Annotated in this window: 15 protein-coding genes; all 15 read left to right on the forward strand. The window is 55.4% G+C overall.

The window, feature by feature from the left end:
- Nucleotides 1-70: 70 nt before the first annotated feature.
- The 15 genes from E3E23_RS05985 (at nucleotide 71) to E3E23_RS06055 (ending at nucleotide 16,601) form a co-directional block, all read left to right on the forward strand.
- Nucleotides 71-1,249 (forward strand): nickel-dependent hydrogenase large subunit, encoded by a 1,179-nt coding sequence (locus E3E23_RS05985; RefSeq protein ID WP_167907154.1) that lies wholly within the window; start codon nucleotides 71-73, stop codon nucleotides 1,247-1,249.
- Nucleotides 1,246-1,929 (forward strand): 4Fe-4S binding protein, encoded by a 684-nt coding sequence (locus E3E23_RS05990; protein WP_240920750.1) that lies wholly within the window; start codon nucleotides 1,246-1,248, stop codon nucleotides 1,927-1,929. Before E3E23_RS05985 ends, E3E23_RS05990 begins: the two co-directional genes overlap by 4 nt.
- Entirely contained in the window at nucleotides 1,926-2,756 is an 831-nt protein-coding gene (locus tag E3E23_RS05995; protein WP_167907156.1) for a Coenzyme F420 hydrogenase/dehydrogenase, beta subunit C-terminal domain, read from the forward strand. Before E3E23_RS05990 ends, E3E23_RS05995 begins: the two co-directional genes overlap by 4 nt.
- A 43-nt stretch (nucleotides 2,757-2,799) precedes the next feature.
- Nucleotides 2,800-3,570 (forward strand): formate dehydrogenase accessory sulfurtransferase FdhD, encoded by a 771-nt coding sequence (fdhD, locus tag E3E23_RS06000; RefSeq protein ID WP_371807524.1) that lies wholly within the window; start codon nucleotides 2,800-2,802, stop codon nucleotides 3,568-3,570.
- 353 nt (nucleotides 3,571-3,923) lie between these two features.
- Nucleotides 3,924-6,059: a formate dehydrogenase subunit alpha gene (gene fdhF / locus E3E23_RS06005; RefSeq protein WP_167907160.1), complete on the forward strand. Its 2,136-nt coding sequence runs from the start codon at nucleotides 3,924-3,926 to the stop codon at nucleotides 6,057-6,059.
- A gap of 4 nt (nucleotides 6,060-6,063) precedes the next feature.
- Nucleotides 6,064-6,564: a 4Fe-4S dicluster domain-containing protein gene (locus E3E23_RS06010; protein ID WP_167907162.1), complete on the forward strand. Its 501-nt coding sequence runs from the start codon at nucleotides 6,064-6,066 to the stop codon at nucleotides 6,562-6,564.
- Between the two features lie 4 nt (nucleotides 6,565-6,568).
- Nucleotides 6,569-8,011, forward strand: coding sequence for a hydrogenase 4 subunit D (locus E3E23_RS06015; RefSeq protein WP_167907164.1), 1,443 nt, complete (start codon nucleotides 6,569-6,571; stop codon nucleotides 8,009-8,011).
- Nucleotides 8,012-8,014: 3 nt separating this feature from the next.
- Nucleotides 8,015-9,235 carry a complex I subunit 5 family protein gene (locus E3E23_RS06020; RefSeq protein ID WP_167907166.1) on the forward strand — a complete coding sequence of 407 codons (1,221 nt, stop codon included), beginning with the start codon at nucleotides 8,015-8,017 and terminating at the stop codon, nucleotides 9,233-9,235.
- 2 nt (nucleotides 9,236-9,237) lie between these two features.
- Nucleotides 9,238-11,310, forward strand: coding sequence for a proton-conducting transporter membrane subunit (locus E3E23_RS06025; protein WP_167907168.1), 2,073 nt, complete (start codon nucleotides 9,238-9,240; stop codon nucleotides 11,308-11,310).
- A 10-nt stretch (nucleotides 11,311-11,320) separates the two neighbouring features.
- On the forward strand, nucleotides 11,321-12,244 hold the full coding sequence (locus E3E23_RS06030; RefSeq protein ID WP_167907170.1) for a respiratory chain complex I subunit 1 family protein: 924 nt from the start codon (nucleotides 11,321-11,323) through the stop codon (nucleotides 12,242-12,244).
- 10 nt (nucleotides 12,245-12,254) lie between these two features.
- The gene (locus tag E3E23_RS06035) at nucleotides 12,255-14,009 is read left to right on the forward strand and encodes an NADH-quinone oxidoreductase subunit C (protein WP_167907172.1); all 1,755 of its coding nucleotides are present in this window, start codon (nucleotides 12,255-12,257) and stop codon (nucleotides 14,007-14,009) included.
- A 1-nt stretch (nucleotide 14,010) separates the two neighbouring features.
- Nucleotides 14,011-14,508: a 4Fe-4S dicluster domain-containing protein gene (locus tag E3E23_RS06040; RefSeq protein ID WP_167907174.1), complete on the forward strand. Its 498-nt coding sequence runs from the start codon at nucleotides 14,011-14,013 to the stop codon at nucleotides 14,506-14,508.
- Complete coding sequence (locus E3E23_RS06045; protein ID WP_167907176.1) at nucleotides 14,505-15,326, forward strand: NADH-quinone oxidoreductase subunit B family protein; 822 nt, start codon at nucleotides 14,505-14,507, stop codon at nucleotides 15,324-15,326. Before E3E23_RS06040 ends, E3E23_RS06045 begins: the two co-directional genes overlap by 4 nt.
- Entirely contained in the window at nucleotides 15,286-15,567 is a 282-nt protein-coding gene (locus E3E23_RS06050; protein WP_167907178.1) for a hypothetical protein, read from the forward strand. The genes E3E23_RS06045 and E3E23_RS06050 overlap by 41 nt, the downstream gene beginning before the upstream one ends.
- Before the next feature lie 5 nt (nucleotides 15,568-15,572).
- Nucleotides 15,573-16,601, forward strand: a complete 1,029-nt coding sequence (locus E3E23_RS06055; protein WP_167907180.1) for a formate/nitrite transporter family protein — start codon at nucleotides 15,573-15,575, stop codon at nucleotides 16,599-16,601.
- Nucleotides 16,602-16,603 lie beyond the last annotated feature (2 nt).

Genomic DNA, 16,603 nt, shown 5'->3' on the forward strand with positions numbered 1-16,603 from the left:
AGAAAACGCTTTTATCCAGAAGCCTCTTAAGATAAAATGGGTGAAGTGAATTTCATCGGGAGGTGATAGTTTGGGCGAGATTACCCTCAACAAGGTCTGCCGCATCGCCGGCGAGGCGAAGCTCGTGCTGTATGAAGAAGACGGAACAGTTCAAGATGCACTCTTCATCGCCACTGCTCCAGTTAGGGGTTTTGAGAAGCTCGTTGTGGGCAAGAATCCACTTTTCGCCGTCGAGGCTGTCATGAGGATTTGCGGTCTTTGTCATGCATCCCACGGTATAGCGACGAGCGAGGCCATAGAAAATGCCATCGGAATAACCCCGCCAAGAAACGGAATCCTAATGAGAGAAGCCCTCGGCCTTGTGAACAGGATTCAGAGCCACATACTTGAGTTCCTCATGGTGGCCGGAGACCTGCTAATCGAGAGTAAACGGGAGGAAGTTCTGTTCCAGCTCATGGACTTCCACGCCAAGATCAGCGACTACCTTCTCAAGCTTGGTGGAGCTGCGACTCATCCCCCGAATCTAACGGTGGGAGGAATGTTCTCCGTCCCCAAGTGGAGCGTTTTCAACAACCTCAAGGCACGTCTTCCAGGACTGATGGAGCAGTGGGAGGGAATAGCCCACCTGCTGACCGATGAGGACATCCAGACGGAAATCGCCGATGAACTCAGGGAAAAGCGCGCCGAGAGTGAATGCCTCGCCAGCAGCCTGTTCTACGGGGACAGGTTCAACATAAACGCTGAGAAAATCGAAGCCATGCCCTATTATGAATACAGAAAGGAGAACCCGTACTCAAAGGAATCCACCACACTCATAGCCTTCTACGGCAAGGAAAAGGTGGAAGCCGGCCCAAGGGCGAGGATGAAGGTGTACAGGGAGTTCAATGACTCATCCCTCTACGGCCTTCACACCGCGAGGGTTCAAGATACAACACTGGCCCTTAGGAGGCTCGGAGAAATCCTCGACTGCATAAAAATGGACGAGCCGTTCAGAACGAAGAACATAGTCTTCGGGCCGGGCAAGGGTGTTGGAGTCTACGAGGCGCCAAGGGGAACGCTCATCCACTTCATCGAGCTTGGAGACGAAGGCAGGGTGATATCCTCCAAGATAATCGTCCCCACCATGTTCAACATACCTGTCATGGAAGATGTGGCCAAGGGACTGAGCGTTAAAGCGGCCGAGGCCGCTATGCGCCTCTATGATCCGTGTATTCCATGTACGACCCACGTTGTGAGGTTGGGGGGATGAGTATGGGGAAACTCAAGGTTCTTCACGTTGATATAGGCGGCTGTGAAGGCTGCAACGTCAGCATCATCCGCGCGTACCCAAAGCTCATGGACTTGATAGAGCTCGACATATCCTACCTGCGGAAGGAAGAGTATAAGCTCGACGAGTACGACGTGGCGATAATAACAGGCGGAGCCTGCATGAATGAGCCAAGGATTCTTGAGGAACTGAAGGAGATAAGGGAGAAGGCCCACACGGTGGTGGCCTTCGGTTCGTGTGCAACCTTTAGTGGAATATTACGCTTCTGTCGCGGCGGGCAGGAGCCAAGGGCTGACCACAGGAACTTCCAGCCCATAAACAGCGTGATTAAAGTTGATTACTCCATCCCGGGCTGCCCGCCGACGCCGCAGATGCTCCAGTCCTTCTTCAAGTTCTACATCAACGGCGACGAGAAGCGTCTGAGACTGTTCAAGGTAAGCGCCGACATAAAGAAGCTGAGCGGCTTCGACCTGATAGACGACATAGTACTTACGGGCCTCTGCATAGGTTGCGGTGCCTGTGAACTATCGTGCCCGACCAACGCCATCAAGCTGATAGACAAGAGGCCGAACCTCGTTCAGGAGAAGTGCATCCGCTGCGGCACCTGCTATATAAGGTGCCCACGTGCCTCACAGATTCTGTGCATGGGTGGTGCGAAATGATGAGCGTTACAGACAACCTTTTGGGAAACGTCTTTGGGATTTACCTCGCGCGGGCAACCGATGAGGAAATCCTCAAAAGAAAGGTTGCCAGCGGCGGCGCGGTTACAGCTCTTCTAGCCTACGCCCTGGAGAAGGGCATCATAGATGGCGTTGTAACGGCCAAAAGGACAGAGGGGCTGGAGGGTCAGGCGGTAGTTGCGAGGACGAGGGAGGAGCTCCTCGAAACTGCCGGAAACAAGTGGAGCATAGTGCCCTTTGCCTCCAGGATGAAGGCCAAGATAGAGGAGGAAGACCTAAAGAACGTTGCCGTGGTTTGCCTCCCCTGCCAGGCCCAGTTCTTTGGCCAGATGAGGGACTTCCCACTCCTGGAAAGCGACTTCGGGGAGAGGATAAAGTACATCGTCAGCCTCTTCTGCATAGGAACATTTGCATTCGAGGCCTTCCTCAACTACCTCAGGATGAAACATGGCATAATGGCCCAGGACATCAAGGACATAGCCCTTAAGGGAGACTTCCTCGAGATATACCACGGCGATTCGGTGCTCTCACTGCCGATAAAAGAGGTCTACTCGTACCTCCAAGCCGGCTGTCTGGTCTGTACGGACTACACTGGAACCTGGGGCGACATCTCGGCCGGCTTCGTGGAGAGCGAGAAGGGATGGACAGTCCTGATAACGCGCAACCTTAAGGCAGAAGAGCTCGTTAAGAGCGCCGAGAAGGACGGATACATAGAGCTACGCGACGGCTCTCACGTGATAGGAGACGTTCTCAAAGCGGCCAGGGAAAAGCTCGCGAGGGCACAGAAGAACATGATGTATCTGCTATGAGGGCAACTTTTTCATTTTATCATCTGGATTATCCTTCTGGAAGGTGGTTGAGTTGATAAAGAGGGTAAAAATTCTCAGGTGGCAAGATGGACCAGTTCCTGCCGAAGACTACGTCTGCGTTGAGGAGACCTTCGAAATCTTCGCAGTACACGAAAAGGACGAAGAGTTTCTTGCCGAACTTCCAGCTTCACCCAACCAGCTGAAGGAACTTGGAGCCGGGTTCGTCGTGTGCGGAGGCTATGAAAGACCGGAGGACATAGTTGACGTATGGGTTGAGGGCAGGGAGATTTACGTGAAGGTGAAGGATACCCCCATCACCACGGGCGAGCTGGTTGTGAAACACACACCCTGCGGCGACCCCTACAGAATGAGGGAGGGCAAAATTCTCGACAGGAAGGGCGAGGAGGTCAAAATAACCCCCGACCTAGTATTGAAGATATCCTCCACGACGACAACGCTGGCTGAAACGTGGAGAAAGACGGGGGGCACACACTGGGCGGCCCTCTTCGATTTGAACGCCAACGTCGTTGCCTTCAGCGAGGATATAGGCAGGCACAACGCCGTCGATAAGGTCGTAGGATACGCCGTCCTCAACGGACTCGACCTTGAAAGGCTTATCCTGGCATCGAGCGGCCGGATGCCCTACGGCATGGTAAGGAAGGTAGTCAACGCGGGCATTCCAATAGTGATAACGAAATCACCGCCGACGGACAAGGGCGTGGAGCTCGCCAGGGAGCACGGGGTAACCCTCATAGGCTTCGCGAGGGGAAGGCGCTTCAACGTGTACTCGGGAGAGCATAGGTTGCTGTTCTGAGACTTATCCCCTGTTTTGTTCTGACCTCCTCCCCGCCCTGAAGGGCAAGGCTTGATGAATAGTCAAACCTGTTCATTAATAGCCTTCTTAATTCAATGTTCTACGTCCGCAGATGGTCTTAAGTGTTTTTGTTTAATCCGATGTCCCACAGTATACAAACAAACTTAAAAAAAGCCCTCTGAGGGCTTTATTTCGCTGTTTCTCAATGAACATAACCTTTTGTTAAAAACTAAGCGGTTCAAAAAGCGTTTTAAGCTGAAAAGCGAACTGTCGTTGAAAAGCAAATAATGTTCAGTGCACCATATTGAGTACATTGATGTCCAAAAATAGACTCCAATGTGGAGGTGTGGAGAATGAGTGAAAGGCTCGTCCCCGTGGTCTGCCCCTACTGTGGTGTAGGGTGCAGGCTCTACGTCAGGAGTGTTGATGGCTACCCAGTGGGCATAGAATACGCCAACGACATCCCCAACATCTCAAACGAATTCGGCAAGCTCTGTCCCAAAGGCAACGCCGTCGTTGAGTACCTCCTCGCAAAGGACAGGCTCAAGAAGCCCCTCAAGGCCACGGAGCAGGGCAAGTTTGTTGAGATAAGCTGGAGCGAAGCGATTAAGGAGATCGCCGAGAGACTCAAGGCCTACGCCAAGGATGACCCGAACCAGCTCATGTTCTTCGGTTCTGCGAGAACCTTCAACGAGCCCAACTACCTCATTCAGAAGCTGGCCAGAATGCTCGGCACTAACAACGTTGACCACTGCGCAAGGCTCTGTCATGCACCGACCGTTTCTGGCCTCAAGGCCGTTTTTGGTGCCGGTGCAATGACCAACACCTACAAGGACATCGAAGAGGCAAACGTCATCTTCATCATCGGCCACAACTACGCCGAGACCCACCCGGTTGGCTTCCGCTACGTCCTCAAGGCCAAGGAGAGGGGTGCTAAGGTCATAGTCGCCGACCCGAGATTCACCAGAACGGCCTGGTTCGCTGACATATACCTGCAGCACTATCCGGGAAGCGATATCGCGCTGATAAACGGCCTCATCCACGTCATCATCAAGGAGAAGCTCTACGACGAGAGGTTCGTCCGCGAGAGGTGCGTCGGCTTCGACGAGGTCGTCTCAGCCGTTGAGAAGTTCACCCCCGAGTTCGTTGAGAAGGTAACCGGCGTCCCAGCGGAGCTCATAGTTGAGGCTGCAAGAACCTTCGCAACCGCCGGAAAGGGCGTCATAACCTGGGCCATGGGTCTGACCCAGCACACCCACGGCCACGACAACGTCAGGCTCTTAGGAACGCTTTCGGCCATCTGCGGCTACCAGGGTAAGGAAGGCGCTGGCTGTGCCCCAATGCGCGGTCAGAACAACGTTCAGGGAGCCTGTGACATGGCGGCCCTGCCGAACGTCTTCCCAGGCTACCAGGCCGTCACAGACCCTGAGAAGAGGAAGTTCTTCGAGGAGTTCTGGGGCGTTGAGCTGAGCGGCGAAGTTGGGCTGACAACGATAGAGGCTGCCTACGCGGCCGACAAGGGTAAGGTCAAGGCCTACTATGTCATGGGTGAGAACCCGGTCATAAGCGAGGCCAACGCCAACCACGTGATGCACACCCTCGAAAAGCTCGAGTTCCTGGTCGTTCAGGACATCGTTCCAACCCCAACCATTGAGTTCGCCGACATAGTTCTCCCAGCTGCCGCCATGCTCGAGAACGACGGTTCTATAACCAACACCGAGAGGCGCGTGCAGTGGAGCTTCCAGGCGGCAAAGCCACCTGGAGAAGCAAGGCCAGACTGGTGGATTATAAGCGAGATCGGTAAGGCCATCGGTTTTGACAAGACCGGATCAAGAGGATTCGTCTATGGCGATGCAGCCGACGTTCTCAGGGAGATCAACGCCTGTACTCCACAGTACCGCGGTATAACCCCCGAGAGGCTCAAGGAGAACCTCGCAGGAATCCACTGGCCGTGCCCAAGCGAGGACCACCCAGGAACAAGGGTTCTCTACAAGGAGAAGTTCCTTACCCCAGACGGAAAGGCCCACCTCGCGGCCATTCCGGAGTACAGGGGACCCGTCGAAATGCCGGACGAAGAGTACCCGTTCCTCCTCACGACCCACAGGTACGTCGGAATGTACCACACCGTAACTATGACCATGAGGAGCGACGCGCTCAAGAAGCGCTGGCCAGAGCCTCTGGCTGAGATTCACCCCGAAGACGCCGAAAAGCTCGGAATAAAGAGCGGAGACTGGATCAAGATAGAGACTAGGAGAGGAACCTACCCGAGCAAGGCCAAGGTAACGAGGACCGTCAAGAAGGGTGTCATCGCCGTCCCGTGGCACTGGGGAGCCAACGTCCTCACCAACGACGCCCTCGACCCCGTGGCAAAGATACCGGAGACCAAGGCCTGTGCATGCAGGATCGTCAAGATCACAGAAGAAGACGCCAAGAGGCTCATAGAGAAGCTTCCATCCGTTATACCGAAGCTTGATGTCGTTAGGGGGTGATTGAATGGTCAGAAAGACCGTGTTTATCGACTTTTCCAAGTGTATCGAATGTAGGGCCTGTGAGGTAGCCTGTGAGCGCGAGCACAACGGAATGTCATTCATCAGCGTCTTTGAGTGGCAGGAAATGGCAGCCATGGCCCTCAACTGCCGCCACTGTGAGAAGGCCCCCTGTGTTGAGGTCTGTCCAACCAACGCCCTCTACCGCGACGAGGATGGGGCAGTCCTGCTCGCTCCGCAGAAGTGTATCGGCTGTCTCATGTGCGGCATAGTCTGTCCCTTCGGAATACCAGAGCTCGACCTCATCAACAAGGTAATGGGCAAGTGCGACCTCTGTGCCCACAGGAGGGCCGAAGGAAAGCTCCCAGCCTGTGTGGAGACCTGCCCGACGGATGCACTCCTCTACGGCGAATTCAACGAGATAATCCGGAAGAGAAGGGAGAAGTTCACGGAGAAGACCATAGAGCTTGCCAAGACCGGGGAGAACATCCAGCTGACAGGAGTGTGATAGCATGGAGGAGCTTTTCGTTCTTTCCTTTTCAATTCCATTGGTTGGCGGGCTCCTGCTATTCAAACTCGATGGTAAGAAGGCAGATTATTTCATGCTCATCACTGTCATCCTGGCCACTCTGCTGAACCTCGCGGGTGTTTATGAGTTCTATTCCTCGGGGATGCCCTCCATCCACAAAACTATGGTGAGCTCCGGAACCTTCGGTGAGGTCTACGGCCTCCTGATAGACCCCATGAGCGTGTGCGTTGGCCTAGTCGTGATAACGGCTGGACTGCTCTTCATGCTCTACGCAAAGGACTACATGAGCCCAGAGAACAAAGAGCACCCCGTCTACGAGGGCAAGGGAAGGTTCTACGCATGGATGGTTCTCTTCATCGGTGCAACACTCGCGTTCATCTACTCCTCGTCGGTCCTCCAGCTGCTGATATTCTTCGAAATCATGAGCCTAGCCTGTTGGGGTGTGGTGAGCTATTACGGGGGTAAAAAGGCCAAGAGGGCTGCCTACAAGGCCCTGCTCGTGACGAACTTCGGTGCGATGCTCGGCCTATACACCGCGGTTGGGATAGGAATCACCCGCCTCCACGACCTCAGCCTGTTCGCATATTCCAACCTTACCGACGACCTGAAGCTTATTGTATTCATAGCAGTTATGATAGCGGCATTCACGAAGAGCGCCCAGTTCCCGCTCTACTCGTGGCTGCCAGATGCCATGGTCGCCCCGACACCGGCGAGCGCCTTCCTCCACGGTGCTGCAATGGTCGAGATGGGTGTCTACCTGCTCGCAAGGTTCATCCAGTTCATGCAGCCCATCCCGAAGGAAGGCTTCTACGTCATGGCCGCCCTAATCATAGCCACGCAGGTAATCTGCATCCTGATGTATCCCCTCCAGAAGAGCGCGAAGAGACTGCTCGCCTACTCGACGATAGCAGAATCTGGACTGATGTACGTCGCCCTCGCGACGGCAGTCCTCGGGTTGCAGGGCGGACTGCAGGCCTCGATGTTCCAGCTCTTCAACCATGCATACATCAAGGGTCTTGCCTTCCTGACGGCTGGAACGTTCAGCTACGCCCTCGGAACCCTTGAGATGGACAGGATAAAGGGCCTCATCAAGTCCCCTGTGGTCGGCTACGGCTGGACCTTTGCCCTGCTCGGTTTAGCGGGCGTTCCACCATTCGGCGTGTTCTTCGGAAAGCTCGGCATCCTCAGCAACGCTGAAGCGATGAAGGAGAGCGCCCTCGTTATTGCCATGTTCGTCCTGCTCCTCATAGACTCGGCAGTATTCCTCATGGTGTCCCTGAAGAGGATACACGGCATGGTCTTCAGCGAGGGCGGAGAAGAAGTCGAGATAACGCCCCTGATGAAGGCAGTGATGATTATCCTGCTCCTGCTGGCGATGATAGCCCCCTACATAGCCTATCCGTTAGTCGTCAAGGTGGGGTGGTGAGGGATGTTCGACGTAACGCTCACCTTTTCACTCGATAGGACCGCTGTGTTCTTCGTGCTGAACGTAGCGATACTCGGCATAGCGGCGCTAGTGGCATCGTTCAGGTACCTCGAAGTCTACGACTTCAAGCCAAAGATACCCTACTACCCAACGCTCGCCATCTTCATAGTCTCGATGCTCCTCATCCCAATGGTTCAGGACTGGCTCAGCTTCCTCTTCCTCTGGGAGATAATGACGCTAGCCTCGTACTTCCTGATAATCTACGACTGGCCGGAGGAGAGCGTCAAGAAGGCCGGCTGGAAGTACTTCGTGACCATGCACCTCTTCGACACTTCCCCGCTGATACTGGCCATTGCCCTCTACTACTCGGCCTACGGTACGTTCAACTTCGGAGCTACAACGGGAACGGGATACAGTGACGCTATAGTGGCTCTCTTCCTCCTGGGATTTGCAGCTAAGGCTGGTCTCTTCCCGCTCCACTTCTGGTTACCGGACGCCCACCCAGCCGCACCGAGCCCAGTCTCGGCCCTGATGAGTGGTGCCATGGTCGAGCTCGGCCTCTACGGAACTATTAGGGTTCTCGATGCTGTGGAATGGAGCGTCTCAAGCTGGATAATCTACGCCATAGGCGCCATGGCAGTGCTCAGCATGCTGGCTGCCATACTCAGCTACGCCCTCCAGGACGACGTCAAGAGGCTCTTCGCGTGGTCCACCATTGACAACATGGGCTGGATGTATCTGCTCATCATGGCAGGTCTCCTCGGCGTTACAGGGGTGGATAAGAGCATCAACTACTACGTCGTTGCCCATGGACTCGCGAAGGCGGCGGCCTTCATCTCGACCGGTGCACTCCTCTACGTCTTCGGTACGAGAAGCCTGGAGAAGACAAAGGGCATGATGAACACCGACAGCCTCACGGCGGGATTAATGATAGCCTCGATATTCGCCCTCGAGGGAGTTCCACCCTTCAACCTCTTCCTGAGCAAGCTCGACGTGATAAAGACTCTCCTGGCGGTCAGCCCAGCCCTGGCATACTTCACAGCCATTGAGTGGGTGATAGCTTTCATACTGTTCCTCAGGGTCGTCCACGCCTACATCATAAGCGACGGCAGGCCAGAGGCAAAGAGACAGCTCGCTGGCAGTATAGCGCTCTCCGTGGTGATACTGCTCGTTCTTTCGCTGGTGAGCCAGTTCATCTGTGACTACATATGGGTGAGGTGGTGAAGATGGAGGGACTCTTTACGATCGCCGTCATCCTGTATCTCCTCTCCATACCTGCGGCGTTAGCCTTCAGAAGGAGCTTCAAGACTTCAATCGGCATCGGTCACATACTCACGGCTCTAGCCTCCATAGCCCTGTTAGCCTTTACCTTCGCGTCAATACCAGATGTCCTCAGCGGGAAGACCATCGAATTCACCTATGACTTAGGAGTGGCCCAGATTCCGTTCCAGATTGATGGGCTCTCGCTGATAATGTGCTTCATCTTCGGCGCCCTCGGACTTGCAGCGTCAATATATTCCCCAGGGTACATGGCAATCTACGAGAAGTCCGGCAGAGGCTGGATGTACATAACCATATATTCAGTGTTTATGCTCTCCATGATACTCATAGTCACAATAGCCAACATGTTCTGGTTCATTTTCCTCTGGGAAGTCATGACGTTTACATCGTACCTCCTGACGATCTGGGAAAGCGACAAAGAGGAGGTCAGAAAAGCCGGCTGGAAGTACTTCGTGACTATGCACATAGTGAGCACGCTACCACTGATAGTCGCCATCGCCCTGCTGTATGCAGACGTTGGCTCAATCGAGGGGCTTAACTTTGAGAGTCTAGCAGCCTTAAAACTAAGCCCAGTATTCTACGCCCTCTTCCTGATAGGCTTTGGAAGCAAATCAGGTGTTGTTCCGCTGCACTTCTGGGCCCCGGAGGCCTATACGGTCGCCCCGAGCAACGTCTCCGCTCTAATGGCTGGAGCACTGGAGAAGGTTGCGGTCTATGCCCTGATAAGGACTACATGCTTTATCATGAAGCCAAACGAGACTTTCGGATATGCAGTTGCCCTGCTTGGAACAGTAACTCTGACAGTTGGAACCCTCTACGCGTTGAAGCAGACCGATGCCAAGAGACTTTTGGCCTATCACAGTATCGGCCAGATAGGCTACATCTGGCTCGGCATGGGCGTTGGGATAGTTTTCATAGCCAGGGGAGATATGTACTCAGCCTTCGGAGCCATAGCCCTAGCATCAAGTCTGTACCACCTCGTTAACCACACGTTCTTCAAGGGACTGCTCTTCCTGTCGACAGGTTCAATATTCTACAGAACCCGCAGCAGGGATCTCAACCAGCTGAGAGGTCTAGCCAAGCTGATGCCCTTTACGGCCCTCTTCACATTCATAGCCGCAATGTCGATAGCTGGAACTCCTCCGTTCAACGGATTCATGAGCAAGTGGATGATATACCAGACAACGTTCCTCTCGGGCAACGGCCTGATAGTGTTCTTTGGGGTGATGGCCCTCTTCATCAGCGCAGCAACGCTGGCTTCATTCATCAAGTTCTACACGACCGCGTTTGGAGGAGAACCGACGGAGTTTACGAAGGACGCTGAGGAAGTCCCATCCCCGATGCTCATCGCCAAGGGCTTCCTGGCTTCACTCTGCCTCCTCCTTGGACTGGTTCCAAGCCTCATCCTGCCGATACTGCTTTCGCCAGGGGCAGCCCTAGCAGGCATAGATGTCTCAGGATTGACGGACACAAACTACTGGCTTGTTACGATTAAAGCTCCGCTCATGCCGACGGGAGCAGAAAGCTACTTCAAACCGCTACTCTTTGCGACACTCTTCGGCGTGATACTCCTCGGCATGTACCTGCTCTTCCCGGTCTCAAAGAAAACCTACAGACCCTGGACCCTCGGTGAGCCCGTGGCGATGGAGCACTACAAGTTCAAGGCGATAAACTACTACGAGCCCTTCGAGGAGTACATCCACCCGCTCTACCACACCGGCCATGTTCTCAGCGAGTTCGGCTCGGCCCTGATCGGCGCAGTCGCCAATGCATACGTCTCAACGGCCACGGCCCTCCACAAGGCCTGCGATTCCATAAGCAGGGGAATAGCAGGGGTCGGCAAGGCATACGAGAGGAAGTGCCCCGAGGTATACTTTGACGAGTACTTCCTTGCCCCCCTGGTCAAAATAGCGAGGGTCTCGGGAGTGCTCCTCGATGAAGGCTTCATGAAGCCCAACGCGGCGCTCACAATAGCCCTGGTAATCCTGGCAGTTATACTCGCACTGATGGTGCTGTGAGGTGGTGAAGATGACGCTCGAAAAAATTGCATTCGCGGCCGTTTCACTGATGATAATCATCCTCCTTCCGCCCCTCCTCGACGGAATAAGCAGAAAGATCAAGGCTACCGTCCAGGAGAGGCAGGGGCCCCCAGTCTTCCAGACCTACTACGACCTCTCAAGCCTGCTCTCAATGGAGCCCATACTCCCAACCGAGAGGCTCGGCTTCATACTGGCGCCCTACGTGGCCTTCGCAGCCTCCGTCTCAGCCGCCCTGCTCCTCCCCTTCGGGAACTTCGTTCCAGTGGCCTTCACAGGGGACATCTTCGTCTTCCTCTACGTGCTGGCGATATTCTCGATCTCGATGATGATGGCGGGCTTCCTCGTGAACAACACCTACTCCAACGCAGGTGCCAACAGGGAGATGATGCTCATCCTCAGCGTGGAGCCGATACTGGGAATAGCGATAGGCATACTCGCGCTCAAGACCCACTCGCTCAGCGTGAGCGGGATTCCACTCAACCTCAGCTTCACACCCTCCGTTGTCCTCGCCTTCATCTTCCTCGCCTACGCCGTCTATACCGAGTGCGCCTTCATACCCTTCGACATAGCCGAGGCTGAGACCGAGATACTCGAGGGTCCACTCGTCGAGTACAGCGGAAAGCTGCTTGGAATCTTCAAGTGGGCCATGCTGATAAAGCGCGTAGCCCTGATATGGCTGTTCGCGAGCTTCATAGTCCTTCCGGTCATGAAGGGGTTCGTCGACATCACGACGCCCTACGGCGGTGCAGTAACGCTCGCGGCACAGCTGGTACTCCTGGTGATCTTCTACGCCATGTCGGCCATCATAGAGTCAACGACGGCCCGTATGAAGGTAATCCAGGCCATCAGGCAGAACACGGTGATATTCCTTGCGGGAATAGTCGCGCTGGTGATAGCTTCCCTGGGATGGTGAGGTGGTGCTCATGTCTGAAGTTATCAAGTTTAACGAGGCTCTGAAAAAGAAGCGCGTACACCGGGGAGATGAAAAGGCCAAGGTAACGCGGGAGTACTTAGATGAGATTATCGAGAAGTTCGGGGAGAAGATAAGGGACGTCAAGCAGGCCGCTTACAACCAGTGGATCATAACCGTCGAGAGGGAAGACCTTCCGGAGATAGTCCTCTACTTCCTCGACCACCCGGAGTGGAAGGAGACACAGCTCTCATCAATGGTGGCCACCGACGAAAGGCCCCTAAACGGCAAGTTCAGCATCACCTACTGGCTCAGCGTTAACGGAAAGGCGGGTGACTTCTACCTCGGCGTCAGGGCTTACCTGCCGGAGGACGACCCGAGGTTCACCTCGATAGCGGCCAAGCACAGGGGCGCGAACTGGTACGAGAGGGAAGCCATGGAGATGCTCGGCCTCACCGCCGAAGGCCACCCCGACCCGAGGCGGCTCGTCCTTCCGGACGACTGGCCGTCCTGCGTCTACCCGCTCAGGAAGGACTTCCACTACTCGGACAGCCCGCCAGGGGAGAAGTTCTACCCCTACAAGGAGCCGAAGAAGGACGAGATAATAGTCCCCTACGGACCGTATCATGTAGCCCTTGAGGAGGCGGCACACTTCAGGCTCTACGTGAAGGGAGAGACCATAGTGGACGTTGACTACCGCGGCTTCTACGCCCACAGGGGCATAGAGAAGATATCCGAGGGAAGGCTAACCTACGATCAGGTCTGCTTCATAGCGGAGAGAATATGTGGAATCTGCGGCTGCACACACTCCACAGCCTACTGTCAGGCGGTTGAGAACGCCGGAGGTATAGAGGTTCCCGAGAGAGCCGAGTACATCAGGACGATAGTCCTCGAGATAGAGAGACTCCACAGCCACCTGCTCAACTTTGGAATAGCCTCCCACCTCGTTGGCTACGACTACGGCTTCATGAAAGCCTGGAAGATAAGGGAGCACGTGATGTGGCTCGCAGAAAGGCTGACGGGCAACAGAAAGACCTACGGAATGCTCCTCGTCGGCGGCGTTAGGAGAGACCTTTTGGAGTACAGAAAATCCCTGCTGGAGGACGTTCTCAAGAAGATAAAGACCGAGTTCGAGGAGCTCGTCGATGAGGCAATCTCAACGAGCACCTTCGTAAAGCGCCTTGAAGGCGTTGGAGTTCTGCCCTACAAGGTCGCCAAGGAGTGGGACGTTGATGGACCCCTTGGCAGGGGCTCCGGAAGGGACTTCGACGTGAGAAGGGACCACCCGTACGCGGCCTACAAGTACCTCGACTTCAAGGTTCCAGTCTACAAGGAGGGCGACGTTCTGGCGAGGGCCCTCGTCAGAATAGAGGAAGTTTTCGAGAGCATCTGGATAATAGAGCAGGCCCTCGACCAGATGCCCGGAGGAGACATTCTGGCGGAGTACAAGGAGATACCCCCCTACTCGGAAGCGATAGGCATGACCGAGGCACCGAGGGGCGAGAACATTCACTACGTCATGACCGGCGAGAACAACAAGGTCTACAGGTACAGGGCCAGGGCGGCAACCTACAACAACCTGCCGGCTGTTCCAGACATGATGCGCGGCTACACCATAGCCGACGCCCCGCTTATAGTGGCGAGCATAGACCCCTGCTACTCCTGTACGGAGAGAGTCCAGATAGTCGACGTCGAGAGCGGGAAGGTTAGGGTTCTCACGGAATCCCAGTTCAACAAACTTTCCATAAAGGCCTCAAGGAGGGTCTGAGATGGCCGTGACGCTGAAGTACCCCTTCGTGAAGCTTGAGGCTCCTCCGGAGTACAGGGGAATTCCACAGATAGACGCGACCCTCTGTATAGGCTGCGGTGCCTGCGTTAACGCCTGTCCGCCAGATGCACTCCTCAGGATAGACGACTACGACAGAGGAGTTAGGGAAATCGTCCTTGATATTGGAAGATGCATCCGCTGTGCACGCTGTGAGGAGGTCTGCCCCACTGGAGCGATCAAGCTCACGAACCTCTTCGAGGCCGCTTCACCCGACAGGATGGACCACGTGGAGGTTGTTAGGCTCAGGCTCGTGAAATGCAAGAACTGCGGCAGGTACGCCGACTTCACTGAGAGGCAGGTGAAGAAGGCCCTCCAGATTCTCCCCGAGGAGATCATCGAGGAGGAGGCTCTGGAAGAGAAGGTCTGGCTCTGCAGGGACTGCAGGAGGAAAGGGACAGTTGATGGAACCATAGAAGCCAGCAAGGAGGTGGTTCTATGAGCGGAAAGCCGAAGCTCCGCTCCATATGGGTTTTCCACCTCAACACCGGCTCGTGCAACGGCTGTGACATCGAGATAATCGACGTGCTTACACCGTTCTACGACGTCGAGCGCTTTGGAATCAAGCTAGTTGGCTCACCGAGACATGCCCATGCGCTCCTCGTCTCGGGTCCACTCACGAGGCAGGCCTACTACGGCGCCAAGGAGACCATAAAGGCGATGCCGCCGGAGCCGAGGGTGATAGTCGCCATCGGAACGTGCACCTGCAGCGGAGGAATATTCTACAACGGCTATCCAGTCTACAGAAGGCCCGAGAGCGGCAGGGAGGGAAGCGAGTATCCACGGAGGGGAGGTATAGCAGAGCTCATCGCTGACTTGAGGGACGAGGGCGAGAAGGTCGGCCCGGTCATCTACATCCCCGGCTGCCCACCGAGGCCGGAGGAGATAATCTACGGCATAGCACAGCTCGTGGGACTCGTCGAGAAGAAGCTCAGCTATCAGGAGTACAGCGATGAGCTGGTTCCCTTCAAGCTCCCAGAGGGGCCGCTGGAGGAGCGCATCAGGCTGACCCTTATGGAGAGGCTCAGGCACCTCGTGGGATACCTCGACAGAGAGAAGATCCTCGAGGATTTCATGGAGCTCGTTAAAGAGGCCGAGAAGAGCGAGAACCCCAGAGAGGAGCTGGCCAGGCTCGTCAAGGACTACGCCGCCAAATGCGGGGACGTTAGACTGGGCTTCTGCATGGCGCTCCTCGAAAGAGAGTACTGGAGGGTCAGGGATGCCCTGGATGCTGGTAAAGAGTTCGTATATTGGGTTTAAGACCTACATCGCGAGTGCTCTCTCCCACACGGAGGGAGACTTCGAGGTAGAGGAAATAGTCGGGGAGATAAGCCCCAGAGCAGCCCACCTGCTTAGAAAATCCTTCGAACGGTCATACTTCACGCTCGCCGATGCTCCCCTGATTCCCTTCGAAGAGCTGGATGAGGGGGATAGGCGGCTCATCTTGGAGGCCCTCCGGGGCCTTAGGGAGAATGAAAGGCTCAAAATAGAGAGGAGGTGAATTGGATGGCTGAGACAAAGGAAAAAATCCTGTATGGAGTAGACACGACATTTGAGGCCGTGGCGAAGAAGGCCACCCCCAAGTTTAAGACAACCCCGGGTAGGCTGCTCTTCGCCGGCTTTATGGCGGGAGCCTTTATCGCCTTCGGATTCCTCCTGGCGGTGGTTGCCTCTGCCGGATACAGCCCGAAGCTCTTCCCAGACACCGGCAACATATCCACCTTTAAGATACTCCTCGGTGCGGTCTTCCCGGTCGGCCTCATAGCGGTTATCTTAGCTGGAGCCGACCTCTGGACAGGAAACGTCCAGTTCCTCAGCTCGGCTAAGGCGAAGGGCTACGCCGACTTCAAGTGCGTCCTCTACAACTGGTTCGGAAGCTACGGTGGAAACTTCATAGGCTCGATATTCCTCGCGCTCCTGGCCGTTCCGCTGACCGGGCTCTTCGGCCACGTCGGAGACCCGAACACCTTCGGTCAGGTCACGGTAGGCATAGCTACCGGCAAGGTCTCAAAGGACATACTGGCGTTGTTCTTCCTCGGTATCGGCTGTAACTGGCTCGTCAACGTCGCAATATGGCAGTCAGCCAGGGTTCAGGACGGTGCCGGCAAGATACTCGCCATATGGTTCCCGATCTTCGCCTTCGTTGCCATAGGCTTCGAGCACGCCATAGCCAACATGTGGGCCATTCCAACGGGCATACTCCTCAGCGACTACGCCATAACCTGGACCCAGTTCTTCCACAACGTAATCCCAGTAACCTTCGGTAACGCCGTCGGTGGCTTCCTCTTCGTGGCCTTCTACTACTGGTACCTCAGCCACCCAGAGCTGACCACGGACAGGATGATCAAGGAAATCATCGACTTCTTCGTCGTCTTCATGGCCTTCTGGGCCGTCGCGACCCTCATCCCCGCAGGAATTGGCATAGCCCTCGACAAGGCCCTCGGCAAGGGTGCCATGTACCTCGTCCCGCTGGTGCTCTCGGCCTACTACATCGTCGGTGCCTTCGTCCTCTACAAGAAGGCCAAGCTGGCCTGACG

The organism is Thermococcus sp. CX2 (genome assembly GCF_012027555.1).
In the GTDB taxonomy this organism is placed as follows: domain Archaea; phylum Methanobacteriota_B; class Thermococci; order Thermococcales; family Thermococcaceae; genus Thermococcus.

Bases quoted from the DNA above. Each gene is read 5' to 3' on its own strand.
- E3E23_RS05990 (WP_240920750.1), top strand. From the start codon at position 1,246: ATGAGTATGGGGAAACTCAAGGTTCTTCACGTTGATATAGGCGGCTGT.
- E3E23_RS05995 (WP_167907156.1), top strand. From the start codon at position 1,926: ATGATGAGCGTTACAGACAACCTTTTGGGAAACGTCTTTGGGATTTAC.
- fdhF (WP_167907160.1), top strand. From the start codon at position 3,924: ATGAGTGAAAGGCTCGTCCCCGTGGTCTGCCCCTACTGTGGTGTAGGG.
- E3E23_RS06010 (WP_167907162.1), top strand. From the start codon at position 6,064: ATGGTCAGAAAGACCGTGTTTATCGACTTTTCCAAGTGTATCGAATGT.
- E3E23_RS06015 (WP_167907164.1), top strand. From the start codon at position 6,569: ATGGAGGAGCTTTTCGTTCTTTCCTTTTCAATTCCATTGGTTGGCGGG.
- E3E23_RS06020 (WP_167907166.1), top strand. From the start codon at position 8,015: ATGTTCGACGTAACGCTCACCTTTTCACTCGATAGGACCGCTGTGTTC.
- E3E23_RS06025 (WP_167907168.1), top strand. From the start codon at position 9,238: ATGGAGGGACTCTTTACGATCGCCGTCATCCTGTATCTCCTCTCCATA.
- E3E23_RS06030 (WP_167907170.1), top strand. From the start codon at position 11,321: ATGACGCTCGAAAAAATTGCATTCGCGGCCGTTTCACTGATGATAATC.
- E3E23_RS06035 (WP_167907172.1), top strand. From the start codon at position 12,255: ATGTCTGAAGTTATCAAGTTTAACGAGGCTCTGAAAAAGAAGCGCGTA.
- E3E23_RS06040 (WP_167907174.1), top strand. From the start codon at position 14,011: ATGGCCGTGACGCTGAAGTACCCCTTCGTGAAGCTTGAGGCTCCTCCG.
- E3E23_RS06045 (WP_167907176.1), top strand. From the start codon at position 14,505: ATGAGCGGAAAGCCGAAGCTCCGCTCCATATGGGTTTTCCACCTCAAC.
- E3E23_RS06050 (WP_167907178.1), top strand. From the start codon at position 15,286: ATGCCCTGGATGCTGGTAAAGAGTTCGTATATTGGGTTTAAGACCTAC.
- E3E23_RS06055 (WP_167907180.1), top strand. From the start codon at position 15,573: ATGGCTGAGACAAAGGAAAAAATCCTGTATGGAGTAGACACGACATTT.